A 22,864-nucleotide genomic window follows, 5' to 3' on the forward strand; every position below is an offset into this window, starting at 1 on the left:
TTTTGTAATTTCAACTTCTATCCAGCTAATAAGCAGCACTTAATATAAGTTTTTGTAAACTTTCACAAAAAGATATTTATAGCTGGTTGTGCCTGCACAAACGGGAGCACCTCCAAAGGGCATTATTCAAAAGGCCAATGGGCGCCTGGCTATTTTTAAAATTTCGATGAGAAGTAAGCTTTAATTTTTTTCTAAAAGTAAACCTTAGGTAAAATAACAAAGCCTTACTCCAAAGCAACTAAAGGTTGCTTCTTCAGCAAGCGGCGAGGCAGTAGATCTTTGCCCCTGAACCGATTTAAATCTACTGTTACACTTAACCCAGGCACGCCGTACAAATAAGTAGGTGCGTATACAATGGTTGGCTTCCGGCCCCAGCGGTTACGATGCGATAAATAAGCTAAATGGGAAGACAAAATGCCAATGCCCGCTCCGGCAAATACATCAGACTGCCAGTGTTTATTATTCAACATGCGTAAGGCACCCACGCTGGTCGCAATGGTATACGCGCCAATGCCAAACCAAGGGCTCCGGTGACGCAATTCAGAATGGATAATGGAAGCCGCTAAAAAAGCGTGCGCCGTATGGCCCGATGGAAAAGAATAAGAATTCTCACCGTTGGGCCGTTCCTGCTTGGTGATACTCTTGAGTCCAAAAACTAACACCGCATTTATAGCTTCGGCTTTTAAAATCAGAATACCCGTATTCAGGTAATCATGGTTGCCTTCGTATTGCAAGGTATAAGCTAAAGCCAATTCTACAAATGGGGCAAAAATTAAATAATCATCTACCTTGGTCCGGAAATTAGGGAAGTTTCTTTGTAAGTCGCGCTTGGCATCGTAGCTACTATACAGGCCATTGTCTTTAATCGTACTTATTCCGTAGCCAATTAGAACAGCCGGTACAATAGAAGCTTTAAAACCTTTTGATTTTAGAAAAGTAGTTCTGGCTTGGGTTACAACAGTATCTTGGTACTTTTTTAAAGTATCCGCATCCTGAGCCCGTAATTCTGGACTAATAAAACTTAAAAAAAGAGAAATAGTTAACCAAAAATGAGTAACAGACTTCATATAAATATTTATTAAATGAGCATACAACTAAAGATTTTCTATCATTCGCAATACCGGTTGCTAAAGTTGCCCTCTGTTATTTAGTGATTAATAACGTACGATTCAGTTTATCTATATACTTTACTGGTAACTAACTCTAATGCAAATTATTCTTTTGCTGCAAAGCTAAGTTGGGATTAGGCAGTTGTTCTTTCTTCAATCAATTATTGTAGCTTATTTTTAAATTTAGTTGGTTTTATTATTGATTTGATACCATACGTACCTGGAATATGCTTTTTAGACTACCATTTCTTTATTTATCTAATAAGATAAAATCATTTTTCCGGAAGCCTTATATGCAAAGGCTAAAACGAAAGTTCCCGGGGCTTTTTTCTTTTATCCGGAATCGGTTTAAATCGGGTAACTTTTTTGGACTTACCTTTACTATTTTACTAATTTTAACTACGCTTAATATCATCATGTTATCGGAATTAGCAGAGCACGTGGTTAATTCTGACCAACTCAAAAGAGTAGATATGGAAGTTTCCGGGGCTTTCTTCAACATCCGAAATCCCTTATTGAGTCAATGTTTATTTTACCTTACCAAATTGGGTTCGATCTATGGTATTAGCACTATCACCATTATAGCGGGGGTAGTTTTAATTTCCAGAAAACGAATTATTCAGTTAATTGGCCTTTTTATTTCGGTGTTGGGCAGCGGTATAACCATGCACTACTCTAAAGTTTATTTTCACCGGGAAAGGCCATTAAACATAGCGTATTACATTCCGGAAAATTCTTTTTCATTTCCCAGCGGTCATTCTACTAGCATTATGGCCGTTTTGGGCATTTTATGTTATTTTATTTTTTTAGACATTAAAAAAAGGCCTCTTCGAAATGTGCTTATCACGTTAGGGTTGAGCTGTATTTTTTTGGTAGGTTTTAGCCGCATTTACTTGGGCGTACATTTTTTAACCGACGTAACCGCCGGCTTCTTATTAGGTTTTCTATGGGTTTTGCTGGGAATTGGTTTTATGGAATACTTAACATTAAAACAACTGCAACGCGCTAATAAACTCGTAGTAGATTAATAACGCTGTATTTTATTTACAAAAACACAAAAGTGTTATTTATAATAATTACTGGAGCCAAATATTACGTGTCACCTAACGTAAATTGAAATATTAAAAGCCCAAAATTGCATTTTAGAACCTTTTTTAAAACTTCAACACGGCAGTTGTTTCTTAGTTAAATACTTCCCGTATAAAGGCTATTAAGGCGCTTCGTTCCTAACTAAAGATTAAGCAGTATTACTTCTTGTTTTAAGTATAAATACTTGAAACTGGGCAAATTACGTAATTTAATTTGCCGCACATCTTTTGTAACTATTAGCCGTAGGGAGAAATATGAGTTTAGATGAATTTCTGATTAAACCATTAGATTGGCGAGCCCATTTTGTCAGTTTGCAGGGTGTATTTCTGGCAAACCGGAGCGGCTATAAATTTGATTTTAGCCTATACTACGTAGCCGATTTTTTCGTGGAAATCTGGTACACCAAAGGGAGCCACGAAGTTGGTTTAATTCGCGGCTTTACCGAAACTGCCTGCCTTACTACCTATCTCGATGAGATTAACCTATCGGATATTCGTATTTAAATCTGTTATTTTTGTTTTACAATTTGTTACCCCACAACAGAGCCTACCATGGGTTGTTAATTAATTTTTGTCAACGTTTATTACTTGTTTAACGCGATTTTTTAAATTTTTTTAAGATTGCTTTGTTAAGTGCCGTGTTATACTTCGGTTTACTTCTTAATCTAACAAATCAATTGGGGTAACTAAATCAATCTGCAACGAATCTACCGCGGTAGTATCCGGAGGAGGCGTAGCTGTTACAATTAAATCACGCGCGCGACCAGCTAAATTTACGTGGGGATAGAGGTTATCGTATTCTTCCCGTGAAATAAGGCCCCGGCGCAGCATAATGCCCGAAATAAGCCGAAAAAAATACCGGGGTCGATTCCGCAAGTTCCCGTAGGCATCAAAGGAATACCGATAAGCTTTGGGCCGGGGAATAATACTGGTTAAAAATAAGCTTTCGGCTAGGTTCAGCTCCGAGGGGTATTTTTCAAAAAAGAACCGGGATGCTTCTTTTACTCCGTACACATTAGGTCCCCATTCAATAATGTTTAAATATACTTCGTACATGCGCTGTTTCGAAGTGAGCCGGTTATTTTCGATTAGCCATACAATCAGCATCTCTTCCACTTTACGGGCCACGGTTTTTTTGCGGGTTAAAAACACGTTTTTCACCAGTTGCATGGAAATGGTACTACCGCCCCGGGTAAAGTTTTTTTCCTTAATATTGGTAATCATGGAGTGCCGGAACGCCCCTTCGTGGAATCCTTTATGCTTAAAAAAACCGTAATCTTCGGAAGTTAAAATGCTGTTTTTTAAATAATTAGAAATCTGGTTATAAGGAGTAAAGTTAGGGTTCTGCGGCCCCACCAGAAAGGTACGCACCGGCTTATCGTACTCATAAACCGTATGTTCAAAAGGAGCGTTCATGAGGCGCAAATCAGTTTTGCCGAAATTAGTTATATTAAAATACTTGCCCTCTAAATCCGAATCAAATTTTAAACTGTCTACCTGAGCCAGGTCTACGTAAAAGTTCATGTTGTAAGTTAAATAACCCTGGGCTTTAATCCCTTCCAGCGTTTCAAACATCCCTTTGGGTAAAGATTCAAAAAAGTCGTTGGCTTCGGTTTGCGCGGAGCGTACTTTTAAAGCAATGCGTTTAGATGGTTTGGTAATCAGGCGCGCTTGCGGATATACCACCATTTTGTTCAGCGTAACCCGGGTTAAAGTATCTAATGAGTAATAATCCTGACCAATGGTAACTACGTAGTTAATGGCGCCTTTATCAATCTCTACATCGCCGTCGGCTACCTTCGGATGATTTACCAATAATTTGTTCATGCGGCCTTCTCCTTTAATGGTTAGCCGGTTTTGTTTATATACTTTATCGGTTAAACTTACTTTTAGCGAGTCGAAAGATAATTTAGCGCCGTATTTTTCTTTGATATAAGGAATTCGGATACCAGCAGTATCCGTGGTATACAAATTGGCCGAAATCTGGTAATCATCGGGATTAATGCTGCCATCTACGTGCAATTTGTTGACCAGCGAATCGGTTTGCACCGTTAGAGAAGAACTAATATTGCCTTCGTCTACGGTAAGCAAGGGCATATTTACCCGGATGTTGCGGTTATCGCTTTCGTAGGTTACCAGCAAATTGCGGAAAGTAACTTCTTCCGGCACGTTCTCGAAGGCCCGTTCAATTAAATTATTTAAAATTTCGCCGTAATTACGCCCTTCGGCTTTCGCCTGGGTGGGCGCCTCGGCGGGTTTCTTGCGCAGCAAAAAGCTATAATTATTCTGGGTCTTGGTTTTACGCGCCGTTACAAAAGCATTGGCAATTTTGAGCTCGCTAAATACCACCCGGCCTTTAAAAACAGTCCAGAGACTAATTTCGGCGTCTACGCTATCGGTAGTAAACAAAGTATCGGCACCTTTCGGGATAACGGCAATGTCGCGCATGATTACCGTTTTAACGCCCACGTAATCGGCTTTGCCGATTACCAGATCTACCGGATACTTGCGTTCCACGCGGGTGGTAACTTCTTTTACGACAAATTGCAATATGTTTCGGCGAAAAATAAAAAGTACACTTAGGGCTACTAGCAATACTATTGCCGCAATAGAGGCCACTTTGCCAGCGATTTTGGCGCCTTTACTTTTTAAAATTGCTTGTATTTTCGGGTTCAACGCAGGTCTATTTTATAATAATTCACAGATAATCAAAGTGTAACTTTATTATCCGTTTTCCTATTTTATTACTGGTGGTTTATACTAATAACTTACCTGTAAACGTAAAATTTTCGTTAAAAGGTTAATATTTTTTAAATCTTACCCTAGCCACGAGTGCCACAAAAGTAACGCCATTTCTTTAATTTTAGCATCTTTTAAGCTTTATCTGCCACCTTAATTTAAATTAATAGACTTATCTTTGGCCAAAAGTTGTATTTATGAAATTGCAAACGTTAACTGCCCTTTCTCCAATTGATGGCCGCTATCACCGGCAAACGGCGGAACTAGCGCCTTTTTTTTCCGAATTTGGGTTGATTAAATACCGCGTATTAGTGGAGATTGAGTATTTTATTGCGTTATGCGAATTACCCTTGCCACAACTTGCAAAAGTAAATAAATCACTTTTCCCGGAGTTGCGCCGGATTTACCAAAATTTTACGGTAGAAGAAGCCACGACCATTAAAGAAATTGAAAAAACCACTAACCACGACGTAAAAGCCGTGGAGTATTTCATCAAAAATCATTTTGATCAATTAGATTTAACGGCTTACAAGGAATTTATTCATTTTGGCTTAACCTCCCAGGATATTAATAACACAGCGATACCTTTATCTTTAAAAGAAGCCGCCACACAAAACATTTTGCCCGCTTTTGAGCAAATTTTAACGGAGCTGGAGGCATTAGCCACCACCTGGAAGGCTATTCCCTTATTGGCCCGTACCCATGGTCAGCCGGCCTCTCCTACCCTCTTAGGTAAAGAAATTCTTGTTTTTGCCGAGCGCCTGCGGGTACAATTAAAGCAACTGCAAGCTATTCCGTTTTCGGCTAAATTTGGCGGCGCCACCGGTAATTTTAATGCCCATTTAGTAGCTTACCCACACGTAGATTGGGTTTATTTTGCCAACAGCTTTGTGAATAATAACCTGGGTTTAAGCCGCAGCCAGTATACTACCCAGATTGAGCACTATGATAATCTGGCGGCCTTTTTCGATGGTTTAAAGCGTTTGAACACTATTTTAATTGATTTTTCCCGGGATGTGTGGCAATACATTTCGGTGGGTTATTTTAAGCAAAAAATTAAAGCCGGTGAAATTGGTTCTTCGGCCATGCCGCACAAAGTAAATCCCATTGATTTTGAAAATGCGGAGGGTAATTTAGGCTTAGCCAATGCTTTATTTGAGTTTATAGCGGGCAAGCTCCCTATCAGCCGTTTGCAGCGCGATCTCACCGATTCTACCGTACTCCGGAATATAAGCGTGCCTTTGGCCCATACCCTTATTGCTTTAAAGTCGTTAAAAAAAGGGATTCATAAACTAGAGCTAAACGAACAGGCTTTGCACCAGGATTTAGAAGATAACTGGGCCGTGGTAGCAGAAGGCCTGCAAACCATTTTGCGCCGCGAAGGCTATCCCCAACCTTACGAAGCCCTGAAAGCCTTGACCCGGGTAAATGAAAAAATTACCGCCCAAACCATTAGTCGGTTTATTGATACCTTAGAAGTAAGCGATGCGATTAAACAGGAATTAAAAGCAATTACACCGTTTAATTACACGGGCATTTTATTGTGAGTTATGAGTTAAAAATTATGATTTATAAGTGGTCTGTTTACCGTTGACTATCGTCAATCGACTATGGTCTAAAATTTTAATTTTTTAAAAAATGTCAGTGATTAACGGGGTTACGGTACATACCGATTGCATCTATTTTCGGGGAGATGTGCCTTGTACACCAAATAAAGAATCGGGGTACGTATGTGCTGATTGCCCGGTGTATACGCCTGTTCAAACCCGCATTTTAATTATTAAGTTAGGTGCCATTGGGGACGTGATTCGTACTACGCCCTTACTCCGGAAAATACGGGTTACGTATCCGCAAGCCAAAATTACCTGGCTCACGCACACTCCCGCCATTTTGCCTGCCAGCGAAATAGAAGAAATTTTAAAATTTGACCTAGCTTCGGTAGTATATCTGCAGAATACCAGCTTTGATATTTTGTTTAACCTGGACAAAGACAAAGAAGCTTGTGCCTTACACGATTCTATCCGGGCCGCAAATAAATTTGGTTATACTTTGCACAACGGCGTGGCGTACCCTTCTAATTCCTTAGCCAACCATAAATATTTAACCGGGATATTTGATCAGCTCAGTTTAGAAAACAAGAAATCGTACGTAGAAGAAATTTTTGAAATCTGCGGCTGGCAATTTAACCACGAAGAGTACATTTTTAATAATCATCAGGATAAAGGTTTTACGTGGCCTTTTAACCAAAGCAAACCTGTAGTGGGTTTAAATACCGGCTGTGGCGACCGTTGGACTACCCGGCTGTGGTCGGATGAAAAGTGGGTAGAACTGATTGGTTTATTGCAGCAAAAAAATTACACGGTAGTATTACTGGGCGGCGAGTCGGAAGATGCCCGCAATAAACGCTTGCAGGCCGCTACCCAGGCCGTGTACTTAGGGTACTTTAAACTGGAGCAATTTATTAATTTAATGTACCAGATGGATGTAATTGTAACGCAGGTAACCATGGCCATGCACATTGCTATAGCGTTGCAGAAAAAAATGGTATTGCTCAACAACATCTTTAACCCCTACGAATTCGAACTATACGGCCGGGGCCAGATTATTCAGCCTGATAAAACCTGCGAATGCTTTTACCGCGGGACCTGTAAACTTGGCACCTCGTGCATGGAAGATCTACCCGCGATTAAAGTAGCTCAGGCTGTAAAAGACACACTTGATCCGGTTGTTACTCCTGCTGGTGAAAAGCAGTAGTTCAATAATTTTATAAAGCAAGTGAACCTGTTTTTTAAAATTACAGCTTTGCTAGAGGCTTTTGAAAAGTTTTGAAAGAAAATCATAGCGGATTCAGCTTTTGCCTAGCACCGATTAGAGTTGGTCGGCGAGTTGTTTAAGCGTTTGCACCATACTGCTCCAGGAGAACTGTTTTTTTAAATTTTCTACCTCTTTCGTCATATAAGCTTCGCGCTGATTTTGGTAGAAGTCCTGGATAGCCTCGGTAATGGCCTCGGGAGTTACCGGCACTACATAACCCGCTTTCCCATCCGGAATTAACTCGGCCAGGCCCCCAACGTTGGTAACCACCATGGGTTTGTTAAAATGATAAGCAATTTGGGAAACGCCGCTCTGGGTAGCGTGTTTGTAGGGCTGCACTACCAAATCGCTGGCGCAGAAATAATACTTCACCTGGCTATTCGGAATAAAATGCGTAGCCCGCACCATCCGCGGTTCTAATTGGTATTGCGCTATGAGCTGTTCGTAGGGCTCCGGACTTTCGTAAAACTCGCCCGCAATAATTAATTTTAAATTTTTGAGCTCGACTAGTCTTTGATCCGCAAAACTTTTTAATAAAATATCTAATCCTTTATACGCCCGGATAAAACCGAAAAACAAAATATAATGGAACTGGGAATTTAACTTCAAGAATTTTTTGGCTTCTTCTTTTGGGACAGGTTCGCCAAAGTTATCGTACAAGGGGTGCGGGTGGTATTTTTTTAATTTTTTTGGTTGTAGTTGTTGTAGTTGTTGCAGTACTTCTTCCGACATGGTTACAAACCCCTGGCAAGCGGCCAGAAAATACCGGGTTAGTGGTAAATCGCCCGGCCTTTTTTCGTGCGGAATAACATTATCCGTTATAGCTACTATTTTAGTGTACTTGTTGCGGGCTACAAGCCGGGCGATCGTGCCGAAGGCTGGTCCCATGAAAGGCAGCCAAAACCGGAAAATAAGAATATCGGGCTTTTGCCGCCGAAGGTAATTGCCCGTCCGGAACCACGAAATAGGATTCACGGAGTTAATTAAAGTTTTTATATTTAAACCTGCCGGAGCCGGTTCCGTGGAATATTGGGTTTGCCCCGGAAACAAGAAATGCGGGTACTGCAAACGAAAGGTTATTATTTCTACTTCATCGCCGTTTTCCTGAAAGGCCTGGGCTAATCGTTCGTTGTATGTGGCCAAACCACCCCGCAAAGGATAAGCAGGCCCGATTAGGATGATTTTAGACATGCGTGGGTAATAAGCCAATCTGGTCGCGGATTAAGTATTCATTTTTCCGGCTTCCGGTTAAGGAAATCATTTCGGCCAGAAAGCCGGCCAGAAAAAGTTGTACCCCGATTACCAGAGCCACTAGGGCTAAAAAAAACAAAGGCTGGGCCACTACGTCGCGGGTGCGTTGGTGCAGGTAAAACGAGTTAAACACTTTGTCGCCGATCAGCCAAATGGTGATAAAAAAACCAATTAAAAAAGACAAAGTGCCCATGGTGCCGAAAAAGTGCATGGGCCGCTTTTTAAACCGCGAAACAAAAGTAATCGAAAGCAAATCCAGGAAGCCGTAAACAAAGCGCTCCAGCCCAAATTTGGTGGTGCCGTATTGGCGTTCGCGGTGCTGTACTACTTTTTCGCCAATGTTTTTAAAACCGTTCCACTTGGCAATTACCGGAATGTAGCGGTGCATTTCGCCGTACACATCAATGCTTTTTACTACCCGTTGGTCATAAGCTTTTAACCCGCAGTTAAAATCGTGTAACGGAATCCGCGAAATGCGGCGGGTAACGCCGTTGAATAACTTGGTAGGAATGGTTTTGGATAAAGGGTCAAAACGTTTTTTTTTCCAACCCGAAACCAGGTCGTATTCCTGTTCTTTAATCATGCGGTATAATTCCGGAATTTCGTCGGGACTATCCTGCAAGTCAGCATCCATGGTAATTACCACCTCGCCGCGGGTTTCTTTAAAACCCACGTTTAAAGCCGCCGATTTGCCATAATTCCGATTAAACCGGATGGCTTTGATCGCGGGTTCTACGGCCGAAAGATCCTGAATAACCCGCCAGGAATGATCGGTACTGCCATCATCTACCAAGATAATTTCATAAGAATAGCCGTGCATTTGCATGACACGGCTAATCCATTGGGTAAGTTCCGGTAATGATTCTTCTTCGTTTAAAAGCGGAATGACTACCGATATATCTAAATCGGGTTGTTGCATCAAACTTGGTTATTCAAACTCGGGCCGGTTATGCTTGATAATGGCCGCAATAATTAATGATAATAAAAAACCTAAAACCAGGCCTCCCAGAATAGCCATTAAAGGAATCATGGTAGGCGTCATCATTTTGTCGGTAATCCGCATAGCCTGGTCAATTTGGTCATCGGTCATGCCTTTTTTTTCTAATTCGGCCACCTGTAAGTTGCGCATTTTTTCGATGTACCCGGTATCGATTATGGTTACGTAGAGATAAGTAAAGATTCCACCCAATACACTCGATACCAAAACCACGATCGTACCAATGCTTAAGCCTTGGCCATAAGACATAAATCCTTGGTTTTGCCGTTTAAATTCCCGCATCGCCATTACAATAGCGGCAATAACGATTAAGAACGAAATCCATCCTAATACCTGATGTGTCAAGGCCAGTTCCGTGATATTCAGAATAAGGGAATAAACCACGGTTATGACGCCGCAAATTATTCCGTAACGAAGGGCAATCGCATTTTTAGAGGGCACCACCGGAGCAGTAGTTAAAGTCTCATTCATAACAGTTTAGCGGTTTATAGGTTTATTTTCGGTAAAATGTAGCGGATACAAAGGAAAATAAAAAGCCTATTAGCAATAATTTAATAAAATTATCGAGCATTAAGGTTTGGGGCGTAATTAAATCTAACTGCTCATAATTATACTGATAAGCTTGCTGGCCATTCGGTAATTTTAAAAATTGCGCTTTATTCTGCTCCATCATGGCTTTCATTTCCTGAACATGTTTTTGAATAGAATGCGTACCAGCCAAGTTCGTGAAAGCATAGACCAAAATTCCAAAAGTAACAGCCGCGATGAGCGTTACCAGCCAACCAAACTTAAGTCCTTTAAAAAATTTAAGTTCCGGATCTATTTTCCGTCTTAAAAACCCGGTACCCAATACCAGAAATACCGGTAGCAAAAACAAAGCGTAAAAGCCATTCTGGCCATAAGGATTTTTACCGGCTACATAAAATAACACCAATATAATAAAACTCGCCAGCGCCGCTAAGGCCCCGTACCGTAAAGCAACGCGGAAAATAGGTTTTTCAAACATTTAGAAAATAGAAAAAATTTAAAAAAACCTTCTAAGAAAGACCAAAATTAGGATTAAACACGCATTGGTTTTTATGAATAATGCCGAATACCTGGCCTTGTAAATGCTGGCCGTAAAACGGATGGTTTAAACTTTTAGAAGCGGTGGTGGCAAGGGTAGGTACCCAGTTTTGCGCTGGATGAAACAAGGTTACATTAGCGATTTCCCCGGTTTTAATTTCGGGTACGGGCATATTTAAAATAAAGCGCGGCGCTTCCACCAGTTTGGTCAATACCTTTTCCAACCCAATTACCGGACTCAGGTAGGTATTGGCTACGGCAAAAGCAGTTTCCAGGCTGGTTATGCCAAATTCCGCCATATCAAACTCCAGGTTTTTAGATTCCGGATCTTGCGGCCGATGCCCGGAAACTAATACGTCAATGGTGCCGTCCTGTAAGCCTTGCTGCAAGGCTTCTTGGTCTTGTTGGGTTCGGAAAGGGGGATTTACTTTAAAATTGGTATCAAAGGGCAGCATTTCGGCATCGGTAAAGGCTGTTTGGTAGGCAGCCATGTCGCAGGTTACCGCTAAACCTTGTTGTTTGGCCTCCCGGATTAATTGCACGGCTTCCGCAGAAGAAATTAAGGAAAAGTGTAAACGCCCGCCGGTATAGCGCAACAACTTTAAATCCCGGGCTATTATTACTTCTTCGGCTAATGGGGGCATTCCTTTTAACCCCAACTGCGTGCTCACTACCCCTTCGTGCATTAAACCGTGCTGGGTTAAACTGGTATTTTCGGGCTTCTGGATTATTAGCCCGTTGAAATACTGCACGTACTGCAAGGCCTTAACTAAAACATCGGCTTGTTGCACGGGTTGTAAACCATCCGTAAAAGCCACCGCCCCGGCTTCGTGCAAGTCAATCATTTCGGTTAACTCTTTCCCGTGCACGTCGGTGGTTATGGCGCCAAATGCATGGAAGCTTACTGGCAAAAACCGCGACTGATTTTGAATGTACCGGATGGAATTTTTGGTTTGATGCACCGGCTCGACATTCGGTAAGCAAATCACTTCGGTAAAACCTCCCTGAGCCGCCGCCATTGCCGCACTTTGTAAATCTTCCTTATGTTCTAATCCCGGATCCCCAACCCAGGCATTCATGTCGAGCCACCCCGGCGATAGGCATAAACCAGGTTGCTCAATGGTGGTGATGGTGGCATCTACAGCGGGTAAATCAGCGGAAATACTACTGATTACGCCATCCTTAATATGAATATGTACGGTTTGTTGATGAAATTCGGAAGCGGGAGCAATTACTTTAACTGATTTCAGTAGTACCTGCATGTTAGAAATAACGGATTAATAAAATTTCGGTGAACATAAAAACCAAACACAATATTAGGCAATATTTCCAAAGCGGCACACCTAAATTTTCGTTAGTTAACTCTCTTTGTAAGTTTAACGCATTAGAGGTATCTAATACGTGCACATTTTTTTGCCCGGCCACCGCGTTGCGCAGTTCCGGCACCGTGAATTGCTTTAAATCAGACTCCCGTTTATCAAAGTTAAAAGCTAAGGTAGCCATTACTTTACCCTGTTGCACCAAGTCGTAAAAGCCAGCCTGGTTAGCTTCGGCGGGAATGCCCAATACCAACTGATTTTTACGGGCTTGTTGTTCCGGAATAAACGTAACGCTGTCTTTGCGAAGTTGCACGACTTGGTCGGCGGGTAAATCTTGCTTTAAAGGCACCGCGAAAATCCGGTTGTTTAACGAATAAGCCAAGGGTTGCTGTTGCCGCGAACTCAGCATGGCCATTTTGTACATAACGGGCACAAACAAACCATTATTTTGAAAGTCAGAAGATTCTTCGGTAAGCGGCGAAGCAAACAAATAAATCTGGCCATTGCCTAACCGGAAGGAAGATAAAAAACTGCCGCCTTCTTTAAAGAATAAAATATCGCTGGCGGACCGGTTCCACCGCCAGGTTTTAGTAGCACTGGGCAATATGGTATTGCGGCTGGGTTCGCTGAAAATATTTTGAAAAAATGGATTGCGCGTGTCCGGGTAGGCTAATAAACTTTTACGATTTGGCTGATTCCCTCCGCTGGCGGGTACCGCTGATAGCTGCAGTTTACGCATAAAAGCCTGGTAAGAACCAACATTGGCCTTCGCCGCCGGAACCACAATTACGTTGCCTCCTTCCTGCACAAAAGTTCGCAGGTTGTCGGCCAAGGGAGCATCAATTTCTTCTAGGCTGTTTAAAATAATTAAATCAGCTTGCCCGATTAGCTTATAGTTGATGTTGTTGTAGGAAGAGGCAGAATATTTAAAAATATTTTCGTTGGTAAATAACTTATCTCCCATTAAACTTTGGCCATTTACCTCCAGAATTTTAATATTTTCGGAGGGTTTTAAATTAAAGTAGTAGGTATTATCAAAGGTAACAGGGTAATCTTCTATCACCAGGCGGCAATTAGCGGTTTCGTTGGTGGTTAAGCGGTAATTTAAATTAAAAGGCACCGTTTTGTTAGCCGGCACATCTACACTTAAAGCCGATACCTGTTTGTTGCCGATGAAAAATTTAACCTGGCAATCCCTCGCTTCTTCGTTACCGGCATTCCGCAGTTTTACCTGCAACACATTGTTTTCATTTTGCCGCACAAAGGCATCTTCGCTATATACCGTATCAATAAAAACATTCCGGTGGTTCTGGCTTTGCACGGGCACCAGGTAATATTCATTAATTGAATCCGGAATAACCAAGTTGGCTGATTTTAAACTTGATTTTTGAAAATCCGAAATAATAAATCCTTTGTAAGGTTTCCGGTCTTCTTCCAGGTTAAACCAGGCAAAAACAGAGGCCAGGGAACGGTTGTTGGCCGATTCGTTGATGCTGTTTATTTGCTTTAAAAAATCGGACTTACTGTAATCAACGTACGAAAGTTTAGCGTGGGTGCCTAGCTGAAAAGAAGAATTAACATGAAACAACTGGGCAATCTGATTGGCTTGCTCCAGGGCGGTTTGCAATAAAGAATTTTCGGAATCCGTGGCTTCGTTCTGCATACTAAACGAATTATCGACGAATACTTTGGCCCGGTTAGTAGATAAGGCTGCCTGGTTGCCGGTAGAACGGTAGGGCTGGCTGAAAAGCAATACCAGAAAAATAATAAACAATATGCGCGCAAGTAAAACGAGCCAACGTTTGAGTTGCCGGTGGCTGGCCGTCACGTTTTTTACTTCTTTAATAAAGTTTAAATTGGTAAATACCACGCGCTTTGCCCTTCTTAACTCAATTAAATGAATAACAATGGGAATAGAGATGGCGGATAAAGCGAATAAAAAAGAAGGAAACAGAAAATTCATTGATCAAAATCTATTTCTGATGAAAAATCAAGTTACAAAAAACCCGGTAATAAGCGAAAGTTATATTTAAAATATAGGCCGGCCTACTAAACCAACGTGTGGTGTAATGCTTTAGATATAGTAAAAGCTGATCTAATTGATGGAAAGCCTTATTTTTAAAATTTTTACTTCACTTGCTTAGTTATAGCCTGTGGTAAACTTAATAGCAGTAAGTAGTATTAATTTTCTCGCTTCGAAGCCTTATCCTGTTTCATTAACGGATTTTAAAAAGAGTAGTTTGGCCCGTCTGTTTAGCCTTAATAGTTACTGACTGCCCATTATTTAAATAAATAAAAAAGGGCTATTTTGGATAGCCCTTTTTTAAATTTTAAGTATTCTGCCAGAATAATTTTACTCCAGAATTACCCGGGTTTGCTTTTGTCCGGAGGAACCGGTGGCTTTGATTATGTAGATACCTGGATTCATGTTTTTGCTTACCGGTATTTCAACGGAGTTACCTCCTTGTCCATCTACCTGAATGGTTTTTGCCTGGTACAGCTGCCCAAAAGTATCGTATAAGCTGAGCGTTACTGCTTCCTGGGCACCAAAGCCGGTTAAATCCACAAAAATCTTCGATCCAACCGGATTAGGATTCGGGTAAACGGTGAGTTTTGGCACCTTAACCCCAACTTTACTGGTTAAATCATCAACCACCTGCACCACCGAATCCAATAAACCACCTACCGTTATCGAGTCGATTCCTTCGTACGTAATGCCCAATCCAACTAAATCAACTGCAACCGATTGACCTTTCTTATTTTTATTATTAACCGCTTCTAACTTGGCCCGTTTTATACCAATAGATTTCGGATAAAAAGCAACGTTGAAGGTTATAGAACTGTTTTTCCGAATCTTAATAGGTTTATTCGGATTTACATCCGGCTGATCTAAAATTTTAAATTCGTCGGCATTTTCCCCGGTTAACTCTAATTTTTTCAGCATCAGATTACCCCGACCGGTGTTAGATATAGTTACAGAATGACGGGTTACCCGCGATAAGTCAATCAGATCATCATCGCCATCATCATCGTCCTTATCTTTGTCTTTATCCTTATCCTTGTCTTTACCTTTATCCTTGTCTTTATCTTTGTCTTTGTCCTTATCTTTTTTAGCCGCGGAGGTTACAGCTACTCTTTGGGCGGAAGCAGGTATATTTGAAACACCCACTACCTCGGTAGCGGATATTCTTTCGGGATAGGCGGAGGCGTAACCATCCGCATCGGATAGGCTACTTACCCGTAACAAGGTAATTTGGGCGGTTCTATCGGGGATGTTGTTCCAGTTAAACTCTATTACGTATAAATTACCGGTTTGCGTGTCTTCCACAATATCCAGCGGATTGATAAAGCCCGACATACCCACTAAGCCACTGGTACCTGCCCCAGTATAATCTTCGGTAATGTTGTACTGGCCATCGGTGCTACCTTTTACCACCGAACCCGGTTTCAAAACAATAATATCACCACCCCCGCTGAAGCGGCACACCAGCAGCTTGCCCTTTAAAGCGCCGTTAAACGCATTACTCTTGTATTCTATCGCCCCGTTCGGCGAACGGTTTAATTCAAAATTAAAGGCGGCTCCCCGATAATTAGGATCGGCCACAACCGAGCTGGCATATCGGGAATTATCTTTATACCCCCGGTTAGCCACGTATTCTCCGCGCAGTGGGTTCGGATGGCCGTAATAGCCGTTTTGTTTGATGCGGAACAACCAGTCGTTTTGCACCTGCACCCCACTGGTTGCCGGTACATACGGACCACTGTAACGACTGCCATCCGGCCGGCGCGTACCGGAAACCGAAGCAGGAGTATTCCCCCGGCGGCCGAACCGTTGGCCGGCGCATACAGCTGCCCGTTGCTGTGCCACACTAAATCATACGCGTTGCGTACGCCCGAAGCATAGATCGTCAGTGGGGAAGCGGATGAATACGGATTATAGCTCCCATCCGACATCTTCGCCGTACTCGACGGAGCCGCATTGATGACGCTCTGGTTGGTAGTAGTGCGGGCATCCAATGTAGTGTTGCCGAGCTTAGCTAAATCCAGCTTCAGGACGGCGCCGGATAGTAAGCTTTCCGTCCGTTGCCACGAGCCGTCGTAAGCGCCCATGGAACTGTTACTCCCTTGCGAGATGTACAATTTCCCATCCGGACCAAATACCAGGCTGTTTACCAAGTGATCTTTCGCCGAACGTGGCAAGTTTGTTACTAGCAAACGTTCTGTAGTAAGGTTAGATCCCGTTAATTTTGAAATCTTACCATCAAAAGTAGGAGCATCCTCTAACTTGGAGGAGCAATGCGATACGTAAGCAATTAAGTTAGAAGCAGTAGAAGATGGGTCAAACACTAGCCCGATGGCGGAACGTCCGCCGTATTTCTCCGATAAGGCTGTACTAATTACCGCCTGGTTGCCTAAAGTACCATTGCTATGATTAATGGTGAACCGTTCAATGGCGCCATCCAAGCGCAAAGCGTAAAACTTACCGTCGGGCCCAATGGCTAACGAAGTGTATTTCTTTTTTTGCGTACCCGGGATTGGAGCTTTCGTAAACTCTACCGCAATGCGGTCTTGCGATTCCAGAGCGCCACCCGTGGTAAAAGTAGCGGTGTACGGTATAAAAGAAGCTTTACTGTAAGATTTTACACCATCCGTAATGACAAACTTATACGTAGCATTGGGTTCTAACGCAAAAGTGGGTGAAAAGCTGATAGCATCGCCCCCGCCGGTACCCTGTACTACCCCTTGTATTTGTGTGGTACTGGAGCCTACTACTTTTAATAATTTTACCGTACTGCTGGTAATGGTACTGTTATCTACCCCACCTTTATAACCCGATACCGTGGGTACATACAAATTGTTGGCCGCAATGCTGGACGTATTTACGCTTACATTAGTAGTTTTATTGGCCGGGGTAGAAGAAATTACATAAGGCCTAGGAGCACTTACTTTAACCTGAATAGTTACACTACCGGCGGTATAACCCGAAGCAGCCGCATTAACGGTAGCTTTATACGTACCTATGGGCAAACTTTGTGCAGCAGTATAGTTAAAGGTAACATTGGGTTCAGTACCGGTGTGGGTTTTATTAAAACTTAACCAATTACTGGCACCAGTACCGTAAACAGCAGAAAGCGTATATTGCACACTTTTGTTCGTGGAATTACTAAGATCCAGCGAAAATGTTTTAGTAGTACTGGAACTGGTTTTTTCAACGCTTAATAATTGATCGTTGGCGGACCAATACGTGTAAGGACCCGAAGAGTAAGGCACAATCCGAACGGAATTGATTTTAGTATTCACGCCGCCATCGGCATCAATGGTCAGGTTGCCATCGGTTACGGTTACCCGAACAGTCGCACTTTTAAAACGGGTACTGGCCCCGGCGGCACCCGTAGGCACAAAATCCTTAATAGCCTGCGCGCCTTCTACGTTGATACTATGTTTTTCCGGGAAAGAATACACTCCTGCATCTCCGGCCGAAACCACCACGTCGTAAATACCATTAATTACTTTGGCTTCCCAATAACCTTCGGCTTTGGTGCCATCAAAACTCCCTACAATATCCTCGGCTTGCATGTGCATGAGCGTGGCCAGTAGTGGATCAGCGGGCATTTTCCGGTTGCGGCCGTTGCCGGGAGTGTTGCCCCCCACCGCTAAATTTAGTAAGCTGCCATCGGAGCGTTTCTTCCAGCCATAAGTACGATTACCACTTTGATAAGCACCGTTCCGTAAACCATAAGCCTGGCCATAATCGCGGTTCCAGCCAGATGGCGGCACTGATTTCGGATCCTGGAAATTAACTTTTAATAATTGAGAATAAGCTGGCAAAGTCATCATGAAAACGATAACCAAGAGAGCTAATTTTTTGTAATAAAAAGAACCAATAGGGAAAAGATGATGCGTATATTTTTTCTTCATTTTGAGGAAAATTGATGGTATAACTTAAAGTGTGATATAAAAAATTAATACTTCATCCAAAAAGGACTAAAAATTTAAAAAACAAAGCATCTTAGATGAAAAAATACTATGAAAAAGAGTGCATTTAAGGGAAAGAATAGTAGGGTGCTGATGGGAGAGGTTAAAAGTGAAATATCTTTTATAAAAGATTTTAAAAAATAAAAGACTTTATTTGAATTTTATCCACATTAATGCTATCTATAATTAAAATAATACACTTATTAAGCTAGTCTTAACGGGTTTTAAACGTAATAAGTTCTTTTGGGTTCTAGTAAAACTTCCAGTATTAATACGGATTTTATATACTAAGTAAAATGCAGTTAATTTAAATCGGCTTTACTAATATGAGTATCTGAAACTTTCGGATATGGTGATAAATACGGATTTTGCTTGTAGGCTTAATTAGATATTACTCCTTATTTAACCTTAAGATTGGTGAATAAGGAAAAATTTTAGGCTTTATTAAAGCGTAGCGGCTACATTGCTTTCTACCAGAACCACCAAAGTAGAAAATTTAAAATTTAAGTATAAAAAAAAGAACGGCTGGTGCCGTTCCTTTTTACATTCTTTGTTTTCTGTTCTAAATAGTCCTTTATTCCAATACTACTTTAGTTTGCTTCTGTCCAGAAGAACTAGTGGCTTTAATAATGTAGATACCCGGTTTCATGTTTTTGCTTACCGGCATTTCGGCCGAGCTTACTCCCTGTTCGTCTACCCGTATAGTTTTAGCTTGGTATAACTGCCCGAAGGTGTCATATAAACTCAACGTTACGGCTTCTTTCGCGCCAAAATCAGTTAAATCCACGTATATCTTAGATCCTACTTGGTTAGGATTGGGGTAAACACTTAACTTAGGTTCTTTAGCATTTACCTTTTGCGTTAGACTACGCGCAACATAAGCAGCAGAATCCAAAATAGCGTCCATGGCAGCAGAATCAATCCCCTCGTAGGTAATGCCCAAACCTATTAATTCCACGGAAACGGATTGATCCTGCTTCTTTTTACTACTCACTGCTTCCAGTTTAGCACGTTTTAAACCTTTGGATGTTGGAAAAAAAGCCACGTTGAAGGTTACCGAGCTGTTTTTTCTGATTTTAACCGGCTTATTTGGTTTTGCATCCGGCTGACCAAACAACTGAAATTCACCGGCATTTTCACCCACGATACCTAAGTTTTTTAATTTTAAATTGCCCCGGCCGGTGTTAGAAATGGTTACAGGATGTTTAGTCACTCGGGATAAATCTGGCAAATCATCTTCCTCCTCTTTATCTTTTTTGTCTTTTACTTTTTGCTGCAAAGCAAGAGATTTTTGGGTATTACGCGTAGTGCTGGTATTGGTAACGCCTACAACTTCGGTTGCTGTAATTTTCTCCGGGAAAGCAGTGGCAAAACCTTCCTCATCCGATATGCTGCTTACCCGTAATAAAGTAATCTGCGCTTTTCTATCCGGAATGTTGTTCCAGTTAAATTCAATCACGTACAGATTTCCGGTTTGCGTGTCTTCCACTACATCCAACGGATTAATAAAACCCGACATACCCACTAAACCCGTAGTACCTGCTCCAGGGTAACCTACTTGAATATCGTAATCAGCGTCGCTGCTGCCGGGTGTTACAGATTTTGGCTCCAAAACAATTAAGTCGCCGCCCCCGCTAAACCGGCACACCAGCAGTTTGCCCTTTAAAGCGCCGTTAAAAGCATTACTCTTGTATTCAATCGCCCCGTTCGGCGAACGGTTTAACTCAAAATTAAAAGCGGCTCCCCGGTAGTTTATATCGGAACTAACATCGCTAGGGTATTTGGGGTTGTCGGTGAAGCCGCGATTAACCACGTACTCGCCCCGTAGCGGGTTCGGATGGCCGTAATAGCCGTTTTGTTTGATGCGGAACAACCAGTCGTTCTGCACCTGCACCCCACTGGTTGCCGGTACATACGGACCACTGTAACGACTGCCATCTGGCCGGCGCGTACCGGAAACCGAAGCAGGAGTATTCCCGCCGGCGGCCGAACCGTTGGCCGGCGCATACAGCTGCCCGTTGCTGTGCCACACTAAATCATACGCGTTGCGTACGCCCGAAGCATAGATCGTCAGCGGGGAAGCGGATGAATACGGATTATAGCTCCCATCCGACATCTTCGCCGTACTCGACGGAGCCGCATTGATGACGCTCTGGTTGGTAGTAGTGCGGGCATCTAAAGTAGTGTTGCCGAGCTTGGCCAGATCCAGCTTCAAGACGGCGCCGGATAGTAAACTTTCCGTCCGTTGCCACGAGCCGTCGTAAGCGCCCATGGAACTGTTACTCCCTTGCGAGATGTATAATTTTCCATCCGGACCAAATACCAGGCTGTTTACCAAGTGATCTTTCGCCGAACGTGGCAAGTTTGTTACTAATAACTGTTCCGTGCCCAAATTAGCCCCGGTTAATTTTGAAATTTTACCATCAAACTCCGGTGCGCCGGTTAACCCTGAGGAGCAATGCGATACATAAGCGATTAAGTTAGAAGCAGTAGAGGATGGGTCAAACACTAACCCAATGGCGGAGCGCCCGCCGTATTTATTTGGTAGAGTAGAAATGCTGGCCTGAAAAGTTAAGGTACCATCCGGGCGGTTAATGGTATAACGCTCCAGATTACCGTTCAGCAGCAACGCGTATAATTTACCATCAGGGCCAATCTTAAGCGACGAATATTTTTTATTTTGTGTGCTTACAATAGGAACTTTGGTAAATTCTACTGCAATAGGATCGGTTGGCTCAATGGCGGCACCCGTGGTAAAAGTAGCGGTGTACGGTATAAAAGAAGCTTTACTGAACGATTTTACGCCATCCGTAATGACAAACTTATACGTAGCATTGGGTTCTAACGCAAAAGTGGGTGAAAAACTGATAGCATCGCCCCCGCCGGTACCTTGGACTACGCCTTGTATTTGCGTGGTGCTGGAGCCTACTACTTTTAATAATTTTACCGTACTGCTGGTAATGGTACTGTTATCTACGCCTCCTTGGTACCCGGCTACTTCAGGTACAAATAAATTATTAGCCGCTATGCTGGAGGTATTTACATTTACATTAGTAGCGCCATTGGCCGGGGTAGAAGAAATCACATAAGGCCGGGGAGCCGTTACATTCATTTGAATGGTAACACTACCGGTGGTAAAACCAGAAGCAATGGCATTGATGGTAGCTTTATACGTACCTATCGGCAAATTTTGCGCAGCCGCGTAATTAAAAGTAACATTCGGTTCCGCGCCCGTATGCGTGGTATTAAAGCTTAACCAACCACTGGCCCCAGCCCCATAAACCGCCGATACCGTGTATTGCAGATCGTTACGGTTGCTGGAGTTGCCTATATCCAGAGAGAAAGTTTTATTAGCGCTGGAGCTGCCTTTTTCTGTGGTAATTTGTAGTTCATTGGCGGACCAATACGTGTAAGCACCTGTGGAATAAGGTACAATTTTCACGGAATTTATTTTAGAATTTATACCGCCATCGGCATCAATGGTTAAGTTGCCATCCGAAACTGTTACCCGGACTGTGGCCGTTTTAAACCGGGTCAGGCTACCGGCGGCCCCCACCGGTATAAAATCTTTAATGGCCTGCGCATCTTCAACGTTTATACTGTGCTTTTCCGGGAAAGAATATACTCCCGCATCTCCTGCGGACACCGTAACATCGTAAATCCCGTTGCCCACTTTGGCTTCCCAATACCCTTCGGCCTTGGTGCCATCAAAATTACCGGCAATATCATCAGCTTGCATGTGCATGAGCGTGGCCAGCAAGGGATCAGCGGGCATGTTTCGGTTGCGGCCATTACCGGGAGTGTTGCCTCCCACCGATAAATTAAGTAAGCTGCCATCAATGCGTTTTTTCCAGCCGTAGGTTAAGTTACTGCCTTGGTAGGAACCGGTGCGCAAACCATACGGCTGCCCATAATCGCGCAACCAATTGGTAGGGGGTACGGTATTCGGATCCTGAAAATTTACCTGTAAGTTCTGCTGGCCATTAACAAAGGTAAAAGAAATGGTTTTAGCAGTACCGGCGGTGCCGCCACCGCCGGAAGAAGAGTAAGGCGTAGCCTTTAGGGTATAAGCACCAGCCGCCGGTATCCAGGGATGATAGTTACCGCCTACATCGCCGAATAAGGCGTAGGGCGCGCCGGTTTCGGTGATGCTTTTAGTTTGCTTGCCCGTTAAACTCATTACCACACTGCCCACTACGGCCGGGCTGGTATTTACCCGGATATTTAAATTTTTAGTAGGTAAAGCATCGAGGTTAATAGTACTGCCGCTCGTAATAACTTGAATATCAGTATCGCTATCGGCGTTTATTAAAGTAAAGCTGGCTATTGTTTCCCCGGCCAGGATAGAGGCATTTGGGTTTACTGCTTTTACTTTAGTTATTGCATTTGCCGGAAAACCAGGCATTAAAAAAAGCCAGCTGACTAGCAGAAAAATAAATTCTTTAAAAGGCACGGGGCATACAACCACATGTGGACGAGTACAGATGTTTTTCATTCGATTTTTAA

15 protein-coding genes are annotated in these 22,864 nt (G+C 42.7%); 4 read left to right on the top strand and 11 right to left on the bottom strand.

Going from position 1 to position 22,864, the window contains the following annotated elements; genetic code table 11:
* Positions 1 to 224: 224 nt before the first annotated feature.
* Complete coding sequence (locus AHMF7616_RS09610) at positions 225 to 1,067, bottom strand: phosphatase PAP2 family protein (RefSeq protein WP_115372696.1); 843 nt, start codon at positions 1,065 to 1,067, stop codon at positions 225 to 227.
* Between the two features lie 335 nt (positions 1,068 to 1,402).
* On the opposite strand from AHMF7616_RS09610, the gene AHMF7616_RS09615 reads away from it, so the two are divergent.
* Positions 1,403 to 2,137 (top strand): phosphatase PAP2 family protein, encoded by a 735-nt coding sequence (locus tag AHMF7616_RS09615; RefSeq protein WP_158546128.1) that lies wholly within the window; start codon positions 1,403 to 1,405, stop codon positions 2,135 to 2,137.
* A 315-nt stretch (positions 2,138 to 2,452) separates the two neighbouring features.
* The gene (locus AHMF7616_RS09620) at positions 2,453 to 2,701 is read left to right on the top strand and encodes a hypothetical protein (protein ID WP_115372698.1); all 249 of its coding nucleotides are present in this window, start codon (positions 2,453 to 2,455) and stop codon (positions 2,699 to 2,701) included.
* Positions 2,702 to 2,857: 156 nt separating this feature from the next.
* On the opposite strand, the gene AHMF7616_RS09625 is transcribed toward AHMF7616_RS09620, so the two are convergent.
* Positions 2,858 to 4,873, bottom strand: coding sequence for a biosynthetic peptidoglycan transglycosylase (locus AHMF7616_RS09625; RefSeq protein WP_233507432.1), 2,016 nt, complete (start codon positions 4,871 to 4,873; stop codon positions 2,858 to 2,860).
* 260 nt (positions 4,874 to 5,133) lie between these two features.
* On the opposite strand from AHMF7616_RS09625, the gene purB reads away from it, so the two are divergent.
* Complete coding sequence (gene purB, locus AHMF7616_RS09630) at positions 5,134 to 6,483, top strand: adenylosuccinate lyase (RefSeq protein ID WP_115372699.1); 1,350 nt, start codon at positions 5,134 to 5,136, stop codon at positions 6,481 to 6,483.
* A 91-nt stretch (positions 6,484 to 6,574) separates the two neighbouring features.
* Entirely contained in the window at positions 6,575 to 7,690 is a 1,116-nt protein-coding gene (locus AHMF7616_RS09635) for a glycosyltransferase family 9 protein (RefSeq protein WP_115372700.1), read from the top strand.
* A gap of 114 nt (positions 7,691 to 7,804) precedes the next feature.
* On the opposite strand, the gene AHMF7616_RS09640 is transcribed toward AHMF7616_RS09635, so the two are convergent.
* From AHMF7616_RS09640 to AHMF7616_RS09680, 9 genes are all read right to left on the bottom strand, one after another.
* On the bottom strand, positions 7,805 to 8,941 hold the full coding sequence (locus AHMF7616_RS09640) for a glycosyltransferase (RefSeq protein ID WP_115372701.1): 1,137 nt from the start codon (positions 8,939 to 8,941) through the stop codon (positions 7,805 to 7,807).
* Positions 8,934 to 9,920, bottom strand: coding sequence for a glycosyltransferase family 2 protein (locus AHMF7616_RS09645; protein WP_115372702.1), 987 nt, complete (start codon positions 9,918 to 9,920; stop codon positions 8,934 to 8,936). The genes AHMF7616_RS09640 and AHMF7616_RS09645 overlap by 8 nt, the downstream gene beginning before the upstream one ends.
* Before the next feature lie 9 nt (positions 9,921 to 9,929).
* Positions 9,930 to 10,469, bottom strand: coding sequence for a DUF4199 domain-containing protein (locus tag AHMF7616_RS09650; RefSeq protein ID WP_233507433.1), 540 nt, complete (start codon positions 10,467 to 10,469; stop codon positions 9,930 to 9,932).
* A 22-nt stretch (positions 10,470 to 10,491) separates the two neighbouring features.
* The gene (locus AHMF7616_RS09655) at positions 10,492 to 11,004 is read right to left on the bottom strand and encodes a DUF4199 domain-containing protein (protein ID WP_115372703.1); all 513 of its coding nucleotides are present in this window, start codon (positions 11,002 to 11,004) and stop codon (positions 10,492 to 10,494) included.
* 31 nt (positions 11,005 to 11,035) lie between these two features.
* Entirely contained in the window at positions 11,036 to 12,325 is a 1,290-nt protein-coding gene (locus AHMF7616_RS09660; RefSeq protein WP_115372704.1) for a dihydroorotase, read from the bottom strand.
* Between the two features lies 1 nt (position 12,326).
* Positions 12,327 to 14,345: a BatA domain-containing protein gene (locus tag AHMF7616_RS09665; RefSeq protein ID WP_115372705.1), complete on the bottom strand. Its 2,019-nt coding sequence runs from the start codon at positions 14,343 to 14,345 to the stop codon at positions 12,327 to 12,329.
* Positions 14,346 to 14,735: 390 nt separating this feature from the next.
* A complete protein-coding gene (locus tag AHMF7616_RS09670) occupies positions 14,736 to 15,986 on the bottom strand; it encodes a T9SS type A sorting domain-containing protein (protein ID WP_115372706.1) in 1,251 nt (416 codons plus the stop codon).
* Complete coding sequence (locus AHMF7616_RS09675; protein WP_115372707.1) at positions 15,941 to 18,301, bottom strand: PQQ-dependent sugar dehydrogenase; 2,361 nt, start codon at positions 18,299 to 18,301, stop codon at positions 15,941 to 15,943. The genes AHMF7616_RS09670 and AHMF7616_RS09675 overlap by 46 nt, the downstream gene beginning before the upstream one ends.
* A gap of 631 nt (positions 18,302 to 18,932) precedes the next feature.
* Positions 18,933 to 22,853: a T9SS type A sorting domain-containing protein gene (locus tag AHMF7616_RS09680; RefSeq protein ID WP_115372708.1), complete on the bottom strand. Its 3,921-nt coding sequence runs from the start codon at positions 22,851 to 22,853 to the stop codon at positions 18,933 to 18,935.
* Positions 22,854 to 22,864: the final 11 nt, after the last annotated feature.

This window comes from Adhaeribacter pallidiroseus (assembly GCF_003340495.1).
Lineage (GTDB): Bacteria > Bacteroidota > Bacteroidia > Cytophagales > Hymenobacteraceae > Adhaeribacter > Adhaeribacter pallidiroseus.

Excerpts from the sequence above, each read along its gene's own strand:
- AHMF7616_RS09610 (WP_115372696.1), bottom strand. The coding sequence starts at position 1,067 with ATGAAGTCTGTTACTCATTTTTGGTTAACTATTTCTCTTTTTTTAAGT.
- AHMF7616_RS09615 (WP_158546128.1), top strand. The coding sequence starts at position 1,403 with ATGCAAAGGCTAAAACGAAAGTTCCCGGGGCTTTTTTCTTTTATCCGG.
- AHMF7616_RS09620 (WP_115372698.1), top strand. The coding sequence starts at position 2,453 with ATGAGTTTAGATGAATTTCTGATTAAACCATTAGATTGGCGAGCCCAT.
- purB (WP_115372699.1), top strand. The coding sequence starts at position 5,134 with ATGAAATTGCAAACGTTAACTGCCCTTTCTCCAATTGATGGCCGCTAT.
- AHMF7616_RS09635 (WP_115372700.1), top strand. The coding sequence starts at position 6,575 with ATGTCAGTGATTAACGGGGTTACGGTACATACCGATTGCATCTATTTT.
- AHMF7616_RS09640 (WP_115372701.1), bottom strand. The coding sequence starts at position 8,941 with ATGTCTAAAATCATCCTAATCGGGCCTGCTTATCCTTTGCGGGGTGGT.
- AHMF7616_RS09645 (WP_115372702.1), bottom strand. The coding sequence starts at position 9,920 with ATGCAACAACCCGATTTAGATATATCGGTAGTCATTCCGCTTTTAAAC.
- AHMF7616_RS09650 (WP_233507433.1), bottom strand. The coding sequence starts at position 10,469 with ATGAATGAGACTTTAACTACTGCTCCGGTGGTGCCCTCTAAAAATGCG.
- AHMF7616_RS09655 (WP_115372703.1), bottom strand. The coding sequence starts at position 11,004 with ATGTTTGAAAAACCTATTTTCCGCGTTGCTTTACGGTACGGGGCCTTA.
- AHMF7616_RS09660 (WP_115372704.1), bottom strand. The coding sequence starts at position 12,325 with ATGCAGGTACTACTGAAATCAGTTAAAGTAATTGCTCCCGCTTCCGAA.
- AHMF7616_RS09665 (WP_115372705.1), bottom strand. The coding sequence starts at position 14,345 with ATGAATTTTCTGTTTCCTTCTTTTTTATTCGCTTTATCCGCCATCTCT.
- AHMF7616_RS09675 (WP_115372707.1), bottom strand. The coding sequence starts at position 18,301 with ATGAAGAAAAAATATACGCATCATCTTTTCCCTATTGGTTCTTTTTAT.
- AHMF7616_RS09680 (WP_115372708.1), bottom strand. The coding sequence starts at position 22,853 with ATGAAAAACATCTGTACTCGTCCACATGTGGTTGTATGCCCCGTGCCT.